The organism is Zunongwangia pacifica, from assembly GCF_023499215.1.
In the GTDB taxonomy this organism is placed as follows: domain Bacteria; phylum Bacteroidota; class Bacteroidia; order Flavobacteriales; family Flavobacteriaceae; genus Zunongwangia; species Zunongwangia pacifica.
On record NZ_JAKHSK010000013.1, the window covers coordinates 122732 to 138045 of the forward strand.

The window sequence follows — 15314 nt, forward strand, 5'->3', positions numbered from 1 at the left end:
TTTGATCTAACATTATCTAACAATAATTACAAGGGTTATTCGAAATCAGATTCTTCTACACCCTCATTTATTTTAACCTCCTGAACTTTAAGGTCGAAAGATTGTGGTCCCATACTTTGAGAAATCGTAAATGGCATTTTAATTCCTTCAACTTCTTGGTAATCGCTATAAGTTGTTGGTATGCTCATAGTTTGCCCCATTTGTGAAACCGTTGTTACTGACTTTACTTTAAGTCCGCTTTCAACATTATAGAAATTCGTAGTGCTTTCATTTACTTTTACTGCATACGCATCGCTACCATCTATATTTTCGATCCCGGTAATTTTAGCATCTGCGGTAACAGTAAGCTCTGGGAACGTATTGGCTTCTATGGCTACGGCTTTCATTTGCTCTTGGTCCATAGGCATTTTTTGCCCCTGTACCACCATATAGCCAGTTTCGCCATTATACACTTGTTTTTGCAGCACATTACCAGAAATGCTAACTGTTTGGTAAAACTTACCGCTATTGCTTCGGCGTTGTTCTAAACCTAATTCCTGTCCCTGAATAGTGGTGGTTGCTTTAAGGGCGATCGTTTTAATAGCCTTTGCAGCATCTTCCCCTCCAATAGCTTCAATATAATCTGAATATACTTTGTCTACCGTAACCGAAGGGTCTAAAGCTTTATTGTAATCTGGTTTTTCAATTTCTTCACCGTATTTACTGTAATATTTTACAGGGAAAGATTTGCCTTTATACTGCATATTTTCAAGCTTATCAGCAACTTCGCTTCCTTTTCCTGCAATTACAATTCGGGATTGATCGGCAAGGAAATATTTCTTTGCTACTCTTTGCACATCTTCCAACGTTACATCGTCGATATTTTCAAGGTATTCTTTATAAAAATCTTCATCTAAATCTTCAGTTTCGATTTCCATGGCATAATCGGCGATAGTAGAAGGTTGTTCTAAGCTAAGTACAAAATCCCCGGTAAGTTTAGCCTTGGCATTTGCTAATTCTGCTTCTGAAACTTTTTCATTTCTAATTCTGTAGATTTCATCTAGAAATGCCACTACAGAGCTATCGGTCACTTCGTTACGAACACTTGCGCTTGCTACGAAAGTCGCTACATATTTATCGTTTCCGGTTCTAGAGTAAGCACCGTAAGTATAACCCTTGTCTTCCCTAAGGTTTAAGAAAAGACGCGCTTCACCACCGCCGCCTAAAATTTTGTTTGCAACCATCACCGGAAAATAATCCTCCTGATTTTTACGAAGATTGATCGTGTTTACCAGAGAAATTTCACTTTGCACTGCATTGGGCATGTCTACGAAATCAATTTCAGTTTGGTCTACGTTTTTAACTTCAGGGATATTTACTTCGGGAATCACTGTTTTTTTCCAGCTAGAAAACTCTTTCTTTACTAAGTTCTTAACTTCTTTTTTGTCTACATCTCCTACGATAACCAGATATGCATTGGCAGGAGAAAACCAGGTTTGGTAGTAATTTTTAACGTCTGAAAGACTTAAATTTTCTATAGTCTCTTCAGTTTCGAATTCCCCGTAAGGGTGATCTTTGCCGTAAGCCAGGGCTGATCGTACTTTGCTAGCGTTATAGGCAACATCTTTCTCGTTGCTTTTTAGGTAATCTTTAGTACGAGCGATAGATTTATTGAATTCTTCTTCAGTGAATTTTGGATTAATAACTCCGTCTGCCATCAAATGAAGAATTTCAGGAAAATATTTAGAAAGTGTATTTGCCGATGCTCCTCCCGAATAAATATTTAGTTTGGCCCCTAGATAATCTACACGTTCATTAAATTCATCTTTAGGCATATTGGTTGTTCCCTGGCCTAAAAGTTCTCCCATAACTCCGCTTACTCCGGCTTTTTGCCCTTCAGAATGAGGAGGGTTATCAAATCTAAGGGCCATTAAAACCCTTGGTAATTTATGGTTTTCTACCAGCATTACGTTAAGACCGTTGTCTAGTCTAAAGGTTTCAGGTTCTTCTACTTTTACTTTTGGAGCAGGGCCAGGTTCTGGCATGGTGCTACGGTCGACCTGAGCATTGAGTCCTACAGCTCCCAAAAGAAATACTACAATTGCTAATATATTTTTATTCATTTTTTTGTCTAATTTGGTGTTATTCCGCTTCCTTTTCTTCTGGTAAGTAATCGATCATTACCCGTTGATTTGGTTTCAGGTATTTGTTGGCAACATCCTTAATATCTTGCCTCGTGATATTTCTATAGATATCAATTTCTTTATTAATTAAGCTGGTATCATTATAAAGTAGATAGTTTCTGGCAAGAGAGTTTGCAATACCTGCAATACTTGAATTGGAATTTACGTAGCTGTTTTCAGCTTTATTTTGAAGTTTTTCGAAGTCGCTTTCAGAAATTAATTCGTTTCTAAGATTAGTGATCTCTTCTTCTACTTCTGTATTAATACTATCCAGACTTGTTTCACCTTGTGGAAGGGAATAGATAAGGTACATTCCGTAGTCTTCCTGTTCAAGGTTAAAAGCACCTACCTGTAGTGCGATGTTTTGTTCGTCTACCAGTTTTTTATAGAGTTTAGAACTTTTACCGTCACTTAAATACGTAGAAATCATATTAAGAACATAAGAATCTTTATTGCCAAACTCTGGTGTTCTATAGCCAGTGATGGTCATTGGGATCTGGATATTAGGATCATAGAATTTAGCATGAATTTCTTCAGTAATTGGGTCTTCTTTTGGGTAATCCCGGGTTACTTCCTCACCAGCCTTGATTGGTCCAAAGTAATCTTGGATCATATCTTTAGTTTCCTTAATATCAATGTCACCGGCTACCACAAGTACGGCGTTGTTTGGTACATAATATTTTGCGAAATAATCTTTAAACTCTTGTAGTTTAGCAGCATCAAGATCTTCCATATATCCAATATTAGGATCTTTGTAAGGATGTTTTTCAAACATATTTTCTTGTACGGCAGTAAGAATGTTTCCGTAAGGAGAGTTATCCATACGCATTCTTCTTTCTTCTTTTACCACTTCGTTTTGAGTGTCTACACCGTCCTGCCCAATTACCGGATGCATCATTCTTTCAGATTCCATCCAAAGGCCTAATTCTAAGTTATTAGAAGGAAATGTCTCGTAGTAATAAGTGCGGTCTTGAGAAGTGTTTGCATTGTTATTCCCGCCATGTGAGCTTACGATTTCGAACCATTTCCCTTTTGGGATATTTTCGGTTCCTTCAAATAGAAGGTGTTCAAAAAAGTGTGCAAATCCGGTTCGCCCATCTGCACGATCTTTACCGCCAACATGGTACATTACCGATGTGGTGACTACGGGAGCCGAATTGTCCTGATGTAAAATTACATGTAGCCCATTATCGAGATCATATTCTGTGTACTCAACTTCCTGGGCAAAGCCAACAGCACTTAATAGCAGAGCGCCAGCGGCCAGCTTTAGTTTGTTAATCATTGTGTATAGTTTATAGTTATGCAAGTTATTAGTTTCTCAAGGTACAATTTTGTTACATTTTGAGATAAAAATTTTGGTAATTATTTAACAAAAAGTCTTTAAATGTACTAATTAACAAGCTTTTAGGGTGTTTTTTCATTGATTTTTATGAAATTGAATAGAAAATTAGAAATTATGAAAAATATAGGAATACCCGCAAAATTCGGAATTATGATTGCCGTAGGTTTAATTGTTTATTTTTTAGCACTGTCTTTAGTAGGATTGCATACAAATCCATTGTTTAGTTTTTTGAATTGTGCCATTATGGCCTTTGGAATCTGGATGGCTATTAAAGCCAAAAGGAAGAATGATTCTACATTATTCAAATACGGTGAAGGCTTTACTACGGGCCTTATCACTGGATTTATTGCAACGACATTATTTACTATTTTCTTTGGAATTTACGCCAGTGAGTTAAATCCAGATTTTCTAGATCAGTTTGTTACCATGTGGAGAAGTCAGTATCAAGCCGGCTTGGGTGTAGTGCTTTTTAGTGTATATGCGATGGGCGCAGCAACAACATTTGCTCTAACGCTTACCTTTATGCAATTGTTTAAAAAGAGCTGGAATACCAGTGAAGGGCAGAAACATACCATGTAAAAATCATTCAATTTTAGCTGAAGCCTTTGCTAATTAATTATTTAGAAGTATATTTGCACCCGCTTTGTGAAGAAGCGCAACTATTTTAATTAGAAAGTAATTAATTAACAGGACACTATGTACGCAATTGTAGAGATAGCAGGGCAGCAATTTAAAGTTGCGAAAGACCAGAAAGTGTTTGTACACCGTCTTGAAGGAGAAGAAGGAGACAGCGTTTCTTTCGATAAAGTTCTTCTTACAGGAGATGGAGACAACATTACTGTTGGCGCCCCGGCTATAGAAGGTGCTCTAGTAGGAGCAAAGATTAATCGTCACCTTAAAGGAGACAAGGTAATTGTTTTCAAAAAGAAAAGACGTAAAGGTTACAAAGTTAAAAATGGTCACCGCCAGTATTTAACTGAGATCGTAATCGAAAGTATTACTGCGAAAGGTGGTAAAAAAGCTTCTGAAAGCAAAGCTGAAAAGAAGGAAGAGAAAAAAGCTGATAGCGATTTAAGTAAGCACACCGTAGCTGAGCTTAAAGAGATGGCTAAAGACAAAGGAATTGAAGGATATTCTTCAATGAAAAAAGCTGAATTAATCGAAGCTTTAAGCTAAATTATTAACTTACTAAAAACCCAATAACATGGCACATAAAAAAGGAGTTGGTAGTTCCAAGAACGGTAGAGAGTCAGAATCGAAACGTCTTGGGGTGAAGATTTTTGGAGGTCAGGCTGCGATAGCAGGTAACATCATTGTTAGACAAAGAGGTACTGCTCACAATCCTGGTGAAAATGTTTATGCTGGTAAAGATCACACTTTACATGCAAAAATCGACGGTGTAGTAAAATTCACTAAAAAGAAAGACAATAAGTCTTACGTTTCTGTAGTTCCTTTCGAGGCTTAAGAAATTAGTAGAATTACAATATAAAAAAGCCTTTCAGGATTTCCTGAAAGGCTTTTTTAATTATCAATATTTTCTCATGAATATCCTGATCATGCTCATCATAGTTCTTTTAAAAAGTAAGGATTAATAGAAGTTGAGTGTATTATGTGAAAACAGCGTCTGAATTTCTACTATTTCAATTTATCTATATATAACCACTTTTTCTAGCTTTTTCAAGCAATGCTTTATTGCCTCCCTGTTGAACGTTCATGATATCTTTTAACCTTCTTTTTCGGTCTTCTACCGCCCTTAGCGAAAGATGAACATGTTGGGGGATATCTTTAGTTTTAGTACCCAGAGAAAGTTGATGAAGGATTTGCCGATCTATCTCATCGATAACCTGCGGATTCATAACTCCTGATTGCAAAATTTTAGAAATTGTCGCTCCGTAAAATGGTGGTTTGGAAATTATTTTTTTAAGGCAGGTAATGAGTTCTTCCGAATTTGTTTCCCCTTTTACTAAAAAACCATCTGGATTTACATTGCGTAAAATATTCTGAACTCGTAAAGGATCTTCTATAACTGTTAGGATTACAAGTTTAATGTTATTACCGAATTCTTTTTTTATTTCAGCTCCCAAATCTTCTCCCGATATAAATTTTGAGTTGTTAGATACAGGGAAATTAATATCTAAAAATACCACATCATAATTGTCTGAAACAATTTTTTGCCAGGCTTGTTCACAATTATCTGATGTTTCCACAATGAAATTAATTTCCGGAATTTCCAGTCTACTCAATACATTTTGATAGCCCTCTAATATTAAAGGGTGATCGTCAATAAGTAAAATTTTAATTGTTCTCATAAAATTAAATTTTGACTGAAACAGTAATAATTGTCCCTTCGTTTAATTTTGACGCTATAGAGAAATCTGCACCTATAGATTTGCTTCTGGACTTCATATTTTTTACACCAATACCCGGCGACTTATTTAGATCGAAGCCTTTTCCATCATCTTTAATGGTTAAATGTAAAGATAATTGTTTTTGAAAAATTGAAATTTTCACATTGTTTGCCTCAGCATGCTTATAGATATTGGTAAAAGCTTCCTGTAAGATTCTGTAAATATTGATTTTAATATTGTTGTTGATGTTATCCCAGTTTATTTTTTCATCGATATGAAAATCAACATTAAATCGATAAACTTTCTGCTGATTTATAAGCTCTTCTAATACGACTTTAAAGTTCACTTCAACAAAATTACTCTCGCTAAGTTTATGGGAAATATCCCTTATCTCTTTTGCTACGGTTGCAATTTCATTAATATATTTTTTTCTATTATCCTTGCTTTCTCTGGAATCATCTTCATTCAAAATGTCAAGACTTAAGCGCAATCCAAAAAGTTTACCCAATACCCCATCATGTAACTCTCGGGAAAGATGCAGTTTTTCCCTTTCCCTGCCTTCTTCGTAATACTTTTGCTGCTCAAGGATAAGGTTGTAAATTTCCTGATTGGCCTTTTGTTTTTGTTGAATAAGTTTATTCTTGGAACGCTGGTCTTTGATAATATAAATCAATATGGCAATGATAATAATGATCGCGGCAATTATAGAGATCTTTATTATCTGCTGATTTAATTTTTTAGTTTCAGAAATATATTCATCGGTTTCAAAACGAATACGTGCAAATTTGTTCCGAACAGCCCTCTCTTCTTTTTGCAAACTGTCATTTAACTGAATATAGGTTTGCGTATAACTTAAGGCGTTTTCTGTATCTATTTCTGACAATAATTTTAATGAGGATAAATAATTTTCATTCGCCTGAATTTTTATGGAAAGATCTAGAGCATCTTTAGCATAGGATAGAGCCGTGGCAGAATCTTTTTTGGCTAAATAATATTTTGCCATTCTCATTTGACTGATGGTAATTCCCGCTTTAATGTCGTTTTCTTTACGTATGCTAAATGCCGTCTTATATCCATCTAGAACCCCAGAAGTATCGGCTGTATGCCATTGGGCAAAAGCGCGATTATCAATAAGCATCGAATATATTTTTGGGTCTTTCAATTTTAAGCTATCATCGATATGTAAGCCCTTATTGAAGTAAGAAATAGCGGTTTTATAGTCTTTTTTATCCAGATAGACATTCCCGATATTATTCCATAGTGAAGGAAATTTACTTTTAATCTGAGCTTTTTCCAAATAGGATAGTGCCTTATTATAATAATAAAGTGATCTATCAAGTTCTTCTAATTCTTTAAAGAGAATTCCCAGGTTATTATAGGCGAGATATAATTGTTTGTCGTTTTTTAAGGGTTTTAAAAGTTGAATTGCTTCGGTTAGCGCCACTTCGCTGCCTGTATAATCCTTAAGATCTTTTTGCATAATGGCCATATTCAGGAGTAGTCTGGCCGTATTTCTATGTTCGCCTATTTTACTGTAATTTTTTTTAGCTTCATTAAAATAATAGTAGGCACTATCTCTTGTATCTTTTTTATAGTAATATTGACCCAAATCCCAATAGGATGCAGCAATTGCATTGGTATCTCTGAGTTTTTTAGAAAGTTCTCTGGCCTCTTTATTAATTGAAAAAAAATTAATAGAATCCTGAGCCCGCATATATTTATAGGATAACTTTAATAGTTCTTCTTTCTTAATACTATCATCCTCATTTATTTTATAAGTTTTTCCTAATTGAAATTCTTTGAAATTTTCGTTGCTAGACTTAATTTTATTCTTATCCTTTTCTTCCTTGCAAGAATTAAATAGAATTAAAATAAAAATTATAATTAAATGATATGTCCGCATCAACTAAAATAAAGATTGTTAATACGAAATTATAAATAAAATAGGGGCTATTTTAGAATAGCCCCTATTTTATTTATTTTAATTACCATTTCTGTCTTCTACTTCCCCTTCATCATCATTTCCTGTATCATCAGCATGGATTTTTTCTTGATTTATAGTGTTGTCTGCTGGAAGTTCTTCGGGTTCGCAAGAATAAGTGATAGCAATTAAACATACTAAACTTAGAAAGTTGGTAATAGTTCTCATAGAATTTTAAATGTTAGAATTAAACAATAGGTGATGTGGTAGCCTGGTTTTGGGCTGCCTGGGTTTTGTTTAATCATGCATGATTGGAGACTGGGGATTAGCCCTTTCTACCATGAGAAGCTTCTGTTGTAAACTATGTTAAAACTAGTTGTTAATCTTTTGATTACGGTATTTTATGTCTTGCATTTAGTTTCTTGTTGAAGTCTGTGAGCTATTGCTTTTGATCTGTGAGCAACTGAAGATTATGTATAACTGTTATCACTGTTAATTGTAGGAAATAGCATTTTGCTCTAAGGCATTTTCCAGATAATCGAGGTTATGCCGGTACGATCTGGAGAAAGGGAGATGTATTTTGTTGTGGTTTAAAGAGCATTTTAGCTTTCCGAAACTAATCTTAGAAATATGATCGGTGTTAACAATGTAGCTGTGGTGTATTCTAATAAATATGGCTGGTAAAACAGCTTCAAAAGTTTTTAATGTTTTAAACGCACTTACCTTTTTTCCGTTAACCAAAATAAAATCGGTCGCATTGTTATCGGCTTCTAAGAAGAGGATGTCATTCAGTTTTAAAAGCGTGTAATCTTTATATGATTTTAAGCATAAGGTTTGTGGAGGCAATACATTCTGATCTTTTAGGAACTGCATGGCTGTTTTTCGAATATCAAGCTCCCGTAAAGGTTTGATAAGGTAATCATAAAACTTATTTTTAAGTGCCTGGTAAGCTTTTTTTTCGTCGTTGGATAAAGCGATAAAAAATATCTTGTTTGTGGTGTAATTTTGAATTTCCCGGCAATAAGCAAACACATCCGGAGTATTGATATCTACCTGGTCAATATTGATAAATACCATGTCCGGATGATGCTTTAAAATGAGGTTCATCCCTTCTTCATAGTCATAGCTTGTTCCGGTACAATAATATTCACCTTGTTCTTCCAGGATTTCCCTGATAAAATTTATTGTGGTTTGGTGGTTTTCTATGATAAAATAAGAATGCAAAAAGCTTAGTTTTTTTATTTTAAAAATAAAAAACAGGTTATTAGTATTTTATGTTTAAAACCACGTAAAAAATGTGGTAAAACCACGTTTTTTATTGTTGAGGTTTTCCTTGATCACTAGACTAGAATAGTGGTCTTTTACCAAAATTTGTAGCAAGTAAGCTTTGGGTTTTCAGGGAGCTATCTTATTTGTCCTTTTTTAAGTTTACTTTTTTATAATATATAGCTAACAATTTTTTTAAGCTAAGAAACTAGATTGTCGGTTTTATAAATCCACAATCAAACATGAAGTTATTTTGGAGCCTATTCTTTTTTCTATTCATCGTTTCAGCAATTGCTCAAAATGCGGAATTAAAACTCAGCGATTCCATATTTTTTGAATATAAAAGTCAGCTTGATAAAGCTTTAGAGGGAGGAGATGGAACCAAAATTGCAGAAAAATACATTCAGCTCGGTGATTATTATCATTCAGTAGAAATTAATACGCAGGCGATCGAGCAGTACAACCAGGCTCTTTCAGTATTAAATAATGAATTTCCCCAATTAGAAGTGCGTATTAAGAATAAAATAGGTCTCTCATATATCAATCTAAAAAACTATCTGAAATCCAGGGAATATTTAAATGAAAGCATCCGTATTTCCGAAGAGAAAAAATGGAAAGAACAACTTGCTTTGGCTGAAAGTCTTGTGGGGACGACCTACGAGAAACAGGGCAATTACTTAAAAGCCCTGGAGCATCAAAATAAGAGTTTAAAACTTTATACTGAAGCTAAAGATCGTTTGGGGATTGCTATAGTAAATGAAAATATTGGAAGCGTTTATGAAGATCTAGAACAGTTTGAAAACGCCCTGGAATTTTTTACCATATCGAATACCATCTTTAGCGAACTTAATCACAAAGGCCGGATTAATGTCTTGAATAATCTTGGTGATGTTTATCGAAAAACGGGAGATTATGAGAAAGCAATGATCTTTACCAACAGAGCTTTAAAGCTGGCTGAGCTGTTCGAAGATCATCATCAGTTAGAAAGTGCCCATAAAGATTTAGCAAGAACTTATGCCCTAATGGGCGAATATCAAAGTGCTTACGAGCACCGGTTAATTTATGAGCAATTGCAGGAAGAAGGTTTTTATGCGCAAAATTTTAGACAGCTCAATGCATTGCAAACCATATTTGATACCCGGCAAAAGGAATCTGAAATTGCTTTATTAAAACAGGAAAATAAAGTGAGTGAAGCCAACCAGCATATATTGATTCTTGGTGTTTTTCTATTTATTTTTTTAAGCGGAATTTCTTTTTTCTTCTATAATAGAAAGCGGAAGGAATCGGCAAAACTGCAGGCGTATGAGCAAAAATTACTGAAAGTCGAATTAGATCGAAAAGCAATTGAAGAGAAAAAGCTTCAGGATGAGATCAGGTTGAAGACAGCATCACTTTCAAAGTATAGTCTAAATATGGCCCAAAAGAACAAGATGATTGCAGAAACCTCTTCAACGTTACAAAATTTAGCCTCTCGTTCTTCTATAGATCCGGTTCCAAAAATTAAAAGTCTGGCTAAAGAATTAGATAAAAGCCTTTCTGAAGAGCAGGAGTGGGACGAGTTTATGAATTTCTTTCAGGAAATACATCCACAATTCATCAAACAGTTATCAAAACGTGCAACAGCAAAATTATCTTCAACCGAGTTACGTTTGGCTATGTTACTTCGGCTTAATTTATCCTCAAAGGAAATTGCTGCGATTTTAAGAGTGACTCCAGATAGTGTTCGGGTGGCACGGTATCGATTAAGAAGAAAACTTCCCATAGCACCAAAGCAGGAATTAGTGAATTTTATGCTTCAATTTTAGAGAAAAATCGACCTCTTTTTAGAGAAGGTTACTGTAATGTAAAGAAATCTTAATTGTTGCCTTGATGTAGCTGTTAAAAAAAGATTTGTTAACTCTTTGTTGCTATTGGTTTTTAGTTGTAAATGCTTGTAAGCTATAGTTTTGGTGTATTCTTAAAATCAAAATAATGAATCGAAAAAACTACTTTAATCTTTTACTTGTAACGCTTTTCGTAGCTTTAAATTTTAGTTTTACACAAGCGCAAACAGGGGTAATTAAGGGGAATATTACAGATGAAACCGGGATTTACGTTCCGGGTGCTGAAGTTATGATCCCTGAAATTAATAAAGGAACTACAACTGACTTTGATGGTAATTTTACTATGGTAGAAGTTCCCGAAGGAACTTACACTCTGGTGGTAAAATATATGGGATATAAAGATTTAGATAAAGAAGTTCGTGTTAATGCAAACCAAACTTTGGATCTGGATCTTGTTCTAAATTCTTCTACTACAACTTTAGAAACAGTACAACTATTAGGTGGCGGCTTAAGTGCGCAGGCCCGTGCATTAAACGCACAAAAAAACCGGCTAAATATTACCAATATCGTCTCTACAGAGCAAATTGGTAAATTCCCCGATGCCAATATTGGGGATGCGGTAAAGCGAATTCCGGGGATTACCATGCAGGTAGACCAGGGAGAAGCGCGTAATATTATTGTAAGAGGTTTGGCACCTCAGCTTAATTCGGTAACCCTTAATGGTAGCCGTATCCCTTCGGCTGAAGGCGATAACCGTAATGTACAGATGGACCTTATCCCGTCTGATATGATCCAGACGATCGAAGTAAGTAAAGCGGTAACTCCAGATATGGACGCCGATGCACTTGGTGGCTCTGTAAATCTTGTCACCAGATCGGCGCCAGAGGATTTTAGGCTGGCCGCTTCAGTTGGTTCCGGGATTAATTTTATTACCGATAAACGAATTCTTAGCGGATCTTTTTTGGTAGGAGATCGTACTAAAGATGGGAAGTTAGGTTTTATGGTTTCAGCCTCGATTAATGATAACGATTTTGGGTCTGATAACGTAGAAGCAGAATGGTCTGATGAGTTTGAATACAATACCGGAATACAGGATGCGGAAGGTGAAGATATTCTGAAATCGGTAGATGTAAATCCTTATGCCAGTGCTTTCGAGATTAGAAAATATTTAGTGCAACGCGTTAGAAGAAGTTTCTCGGCAAACTTAAATTACGATTTTAACGATAACAACAGTCTTTATTTTAAGTCGATGTACAACTGGCGCGATGATCGTGAAAACCGTTTTGCTTATGCTTCAGAAATTTTAGATGGTGAAGATATTGGTGAAGACGATTTTACCATCACTAACAATAATCTGGTACGTTTTCCTGCAGAAGCAGAAAGAGAAACCAAAGGAGGTATTCCTGGCGGGAGAATCCAAAACCGAAGACTGGAAGATCAGCGTATGCAAAATTATACTTTAGGCGGAAACCATTTATTCGGAAATTTAAAATTCGATTGGATGGGGTCTTATGCAAAAGCTTCAGAAGAACGTCCTCACGAGCGTTATATTAGTTGGGAAACCGAATATATGGTAAATAACGGCACGAATCCTGAAAAACCATTACAAACACCTGTAAGTGATATTTCATCTTCAGATTTTGAATTAAAAGAAATAACAGAAGAATATCAATATACCGAGGAAGAAGATGTTAATGTATTTGCGAATTTTGAATTACCCGCCGACTTTTTTAATCAGGGTTCTGGGGTCGTGAAATTTGGAGTAAGAGGGCGCTTTAAAGATAAGAGCAGGGATAATAATTTCTTTGAATATTCCCCAGAAAGTGGTTTTGAAAATATGTCGCAAACCGCGATTGTCGTGAAAGATGGGGAAAATTTTCTTGCCGGAAAACAATATCGCCCAGGCTTTTTTACATCACCAGAATACCTGGGAAGCTTAGATTTAAAAAACTCAGATTTGTTTGGAGAAGAATCGGTACAGGATGAATTTTTAGGAGAGAATTTTAAGGTAAGCGAAGATGTATATGCCGGCTATGTAATGGCTAATCAGAAGCTGTCCAAAAAGTTTTCGGTATTGGCGGGATTACGGGTAGAATCTACAAAAATAGAAAGTACCGGAAACGAATTTGATGCAGAAAATCCTGAAGAAGGATTCACAAAAGTAAGTGATGAAAACTCGTATACAAACGTGCTGCCAGGGGTTCACTTTAAATATGACCTCACCAACAACACTATTTTTCGTTTTGCCTGGACAAATACTCTGGCGAGGCCCAATTATATAGATTTAGTGCCGTATAGACAAATAGATGATGATGAAATTTCTACCGGGAACCCAGACTTAGATCCAACTACTTCAATGAATTTTGACTTTATGGCGGAACATTATTATAAATCGGTAGGCTTACTCTCTGGTGGAATTTTTTATAAGCATTTAAATAAATTTATATATACCAACCGAGCCGATTTGGACGATGGATTTGAATTATACAAACCCTTTAATGGTGATGATGCTTCAATTTACGGAGCTGAGGTTTCTTTCCAGAGGCAATTGAACTTTTTGCCGGGATTTGCCAAAAACTTCGGTATTTATTTAAACTATACCTATTTGCATTCTAAAGCAAACGGAATTCGAAACGAAGACGGAGATGTAAGAGAAGATGATTTGTCGTTACCGGGTTCGTCACCAAACATGTTTAACGGATCACTTTCGTATTCCGATAAGCGATTTAGTGCAAGACTTTCAGCTAATTTTTCAGATGCTTATTTAGATGAATTAGGAGGTAACGCTTTTGAAGATCGTTATTACGATGAGCAATTCTTTTTAGATTTTAATATGTCGTATTCGATCAATAAAAACTTAAGGATATTTGCCAATCTTAACAATATCACCAATCAGCCATTACGCTATTATCAGGGAGTTTCTAATCGTACCATGCAAATGGAATACTATAGCCAGCGTTTAACCTTTGGTCTTAAATACGATCTATACTAGAACCTATCTGTTTCAGTAAAAAAATAATTTAAAAACATACAATTTTAAGTCTTGGCATTTACGCCTGAAGATGGTACTTAAAATTCAAAATAATTAAAATGAATAAAATAAAATCGATCTTAATTTGCCTAATCTTAGCTTCATGTGGTAAGCAGTTACCAGAAATCGCTCCAGATGTGGTTACTGAAAAGACGTTACATGATACCGACGATCCGGCTATTTGGGTAAATCGTGAAAATCCTGAACAAAGCATTGTTTTTGGAACCGATAAAGATACCGATGGTGCGATTTATGCTTTCGATCTTGATGGGAAAATTATCGAATCTAAAACCATGAGGAATTTTAAGCGTCCAAATAATGTTGATGTAGAATACGATGTGCGCCTGTCTGATAGTACAGTTACGGATATTATGATCTTTACGGAAAGGGAAAGAGAGCAAATAAGAATTTTCTCGGTACCCGATCTAAAACCTTTAGATAACGGAGGTTTCAAAGTATTTCAGGATACCCGTGAGAATGAAATGAGTTTGCCTATGGGAATTTCGATCTATAAATCACCAAAATCTAAAAAAACCTATGCTGTTGTTGGTCGTAAAAACGGGCCTAAAGAAGGCTATTTACATCAAATAGAGTTAGAGCCGGCAGGAGACCATTTAGCGCCAAAACTGGTTCGTGAATTTGGATTGTTTAGTGGTAAAAAAGAAATTGAGGCCATTGCAGTAGACGATGAACTGGGATTCATTTACTGTGCAGACGAGGGTGATGGTATTCGAAAATACTATGCCGAGCCCGATATGGGTAACGAAGAATTAGCACTTTTTGGCGGGGAACATTTCAATGACGATATCGAAGGCATTGCTATTGCTGCCTATCCTAACGGAAAGGGACAGATTATAGTTTCAGATCAGCAGGAAGGAACTTTTAATTTCTTTAGCAGAGAAGATAATAGTTTTGAATATGCATTGAATTTAGGAACTACAGAAACCGATGGTTGTGAAGTAACCACCGCAGCGCTGGGTGATAAATTTCCGAATGGTTTGTTTGTTTCCATGAACGATAACGGTGAAAAGAATTTCTTTTATCACGATTTAAGTCGATTAAAAAAGCCGGAAGAAGCTGAAAAATAAATGTTTGATTCTGAAGAAAAATGTCGATAAGTTTTATGCTTACCGGCATTTTTTGTTTTCGTAAGTAAGATTAAGCTTTCAATTTTAAAATTGTATTTTTGATTATCCGTAAATACTCATAATTTTTTAATTTTGATTATATTCACCTCAAATTCAATATAATGAATATCTTCACTTTTACAGCTCATTTTGATAGTGAGCAATCCTGTCGTGCGCATTTTAAAGAAGCCCGTGACAAGAACGGGGTAGAATGCAAAAATTGTGGACACAACGAACATTTTTGGATCAAGAGCCGTTGGAGCTATGAGTGCAAAGCCTGCCGTAGCCGAACTT

General features: G+C 35.4%; 13 protein-coding genes. 7 read left to right on the forward strand and 6 right to left on the reverse strand.

Translation table 11 applies throughout. The features are described from left to right. Window positions 1-35: 35 nt before the first annotated feature. Together L1967_RS10920 and L1967_RS10925 are read right to left on the reverse strand one after the other, a co-directional pair. On the reverse strand, window positions 36-2102 hold the full coding sequence (locus L1967_RS10920) for a M16 family metallopeptidase (RefSeq protein WP_249601660.1): 2067 nt from the start codon (window positions 2100-2102) through the stop codon (window positions 36-38). Between the two features lie 19 nt (window positions 2103-2121). Next, window positions 2122-3444, reverse strand: a complete 1323-nt coding sequence (locus L1967_RS10925) for a M16 family metallopeptidase (RefSeq protein WP_249601661.1) — start codon at window positions 3442-3444, stop codon at window positions 2122-2124. 174 nt (window positions 3445-3618) lie between these two features. On the opposite strand from L1967_RS10925, the gene L1967_RS10930 reads away from it, so the two are divergent. The 3 genes from L1967_RS10930 (at window position 3619) to rpmA (ending at window position 4969) form a co-directional block, all read left to right on the forward strand. Beyond that, window positions 3619-4083 carry a DUF4199 domain-containing protein gene (locus tag L1967_RS10930; RefSeq protein WP_249601662.1) on the forward strand — a complete coding sequence of 155 codons (465 nt, stop codon included), beginning with the start codon at window positions 3619-3621 and terminating at the stop codon, window positions 4081-4083. 117 nt (window positions 4084-4200) lie between these two features. Further along, the gene (gene rplU / locus L1967_RS10935) at window positions 4201-4680 is read left to right on the forward strand and encodes a 50S ribosomal protein L21 (protein ID WP_249601663.1); all 480 of its coding nucleotides are present in this window, start codon (window positions 4201-4203) and stop codon (window positions 4678-4680) included. A gap of 28 nt (window positions 4681-4708) precedes the next feature. Continuing rightward, on the forward strand, window positions 4709-4969 hold the full coding sequence (gene rpmA, locus L1967_RS10940) for a 50S ribosomal protein L27 (protein ID WP_249601664.1): 261 nt from the start codon (window positions 4709-4711) through the stop codon (window positions 4967-4969). Between the two features lie 184 nt (window positions 4970-5153). On the opposite strand, the gene L1967_RS10945 is transcribed toward rpmA, so the two are convergent. From L1967_RS10945 to L1967_RS10960, 4 genes are all read right to left on the reverse strand, one after another. Then, complete coding sequence (locus L1967_RS10945) at window positions 5154-5813, reverse strand: response regulator (RefSeq protein WP_249601665.1); 660 nt, start codon at window positions 5811-5813, stop codon at window positions 5154-5156. A gap of 4 nt (window positions 5814-5817) precedes the next feature. Next, entirely contained in the window at window positions 5818-7755 is a 1938-nt protein-coding gene (locus L1967_RS10950) for a tetratricopeptide repeat-containing sensor histidine kinase (protein WP_249601666.1), read from the reverse strand. 78 nt (window positions 7756-7833) lie between these two features. Continuing rightward, complete coding sequence (locus L1967_RS10955) at window positions 7834-8001, reverse strand: hypothetical protein (RefSeq protein ID WP_249601667.1); 168 nt, start codon at window positions 7999-8001, stop codon at window positions 7834-7836. A 264-nt stretch (window positions 8002-8265) separates the two neighbouring features. Beyond that, entirely contained in the window at window positions 8266-8997 is a 732-nt protein-coding gene (locus L1967_RS10960; protein ID WP_249601668.1) for a LytR/AlgR family response regulator transcription factor, read from the reverse strand. Between the two features lie 284 nt (window positions 8998-9281). On the opposite strand from L1967_RS10960, the gene L1967_RS10965 reads away from it, so the two are divergent. From L1967_RS10965 to L1967_RS10980, 4 genes are all read left to right on the forward strand, one after another. After that, window positions 9282-10844, forward strand: a complete 1563-nt coding sequence (locus L1967_RS10965; RefSeq protein WP_249601669.1) for a tetratricopeptide repeat protein — start codon at window positions 9282-9284, stop codon at window positions 10842-10844. A 166-nt stretch (window positions 10845-11010) separates the two neighbouring features. Continuing rightward, window positions 11011-13854, forward strand: a complete 2844-nt coding sequence (locus tag L1967_RS10970) for a TonB-dependent receptor (protein ID WP_249601670.1) — start codon at window positions 11011-11013, stop codon at window positions 13852-13854. A 98-nt stretch (window positions 13855-13952) separates the two neighbouring features. Next, window positions 13953-14981: a phytase gene (locus L1967_RS10975; RefSeq protein WP_249601671.1), complete on the forward strand. Its 1029-nt coding sequence runs from the start codon at window positions 13953-13955 to the stop codon at window positions 14979-14981. A gap of 161 nt (window positions 14982-15142) precedes the next feature. Beyond that, a partial coding sequence (locus L1967_RS10980; protein WP_249601674.1) for a transposase occupies window positions 15143-15314 on the forward strand: 172 nt, incomplete at its 3' end.

Coding starts and splice junctions, on each gene's coding strand:
- L1967_RS10925 (WP_249601661.1), bottom strand. CDS start 3,444: ATGATTAACAAACTAAAGCTGGCCGCTGGCGCTCTGCTATTAAGTGCT.
- L1967_RS10965 (WP_249601669.1), top strand. CDS start 9,282: ATGAAGTTATTTTGGAGCCTATTCTTTTTTCTATTCATCGTTTCAGCA.
- rpmA (WP_249601664.1), top strand. CDS start 4,709: ATGGCACATAAAAAAGGAGTTGGTAGTTCCAAGAACGGTAGAGAGTCA.
- L1967_RS10930 (WP_249601662.1), top strand. CDS start 3,619: ATGAAAAATATAGGAATACCCGCAAAATTCGGAATTATGATTGCCGTA.
- L1967_RS10975 (WP_249601671.1), top strand. CDS start 13,953: ATGAATAAAATAAAATCGATCTTAATTTGCCTAATCTTAGCTTCATGT.
- L1967_RS10945 (WP_249601665.1), bottom strand. CDS start 5,813: ATGAGAACAATTAAAATTTTACTTATTGACGATCACCCTTTAATATTA.
- L1967_RS10950 (WP_249601666.1), bottom strand. CDS start 7,755: ATGCGGACATATCATTTAATTATAATTTTTATTTTAATTCTATTTAAT.
- L1967_RS10970 (WP_249601670.1), top strand. CDS start 11,011: ATGAATCGAAAAAACTACTTTAATCTTTTACTTGTAACGCTTTTCGTA.
- rplU (WP_249601663.1), top strand. CDS start 4,201: ATGTACGCAATTGTAGAGATAGCAGGGCAGCAATTTAAAGTTGCGAAA.
- L1967_RS10920 (WP_249601660.1), bottom strand. CDS start 2,102: ATGAATAAAAATATATTAGCAATTGTAGTATTTCTTTTGGGAGCTGTA.
- L1967_RS10955 (WP_249601667.1), bottom strand. CDS start 8,001: ATGAGAACTATTACCAACTTTCTAAGTTTAGTATGTTTAATTGCTATC.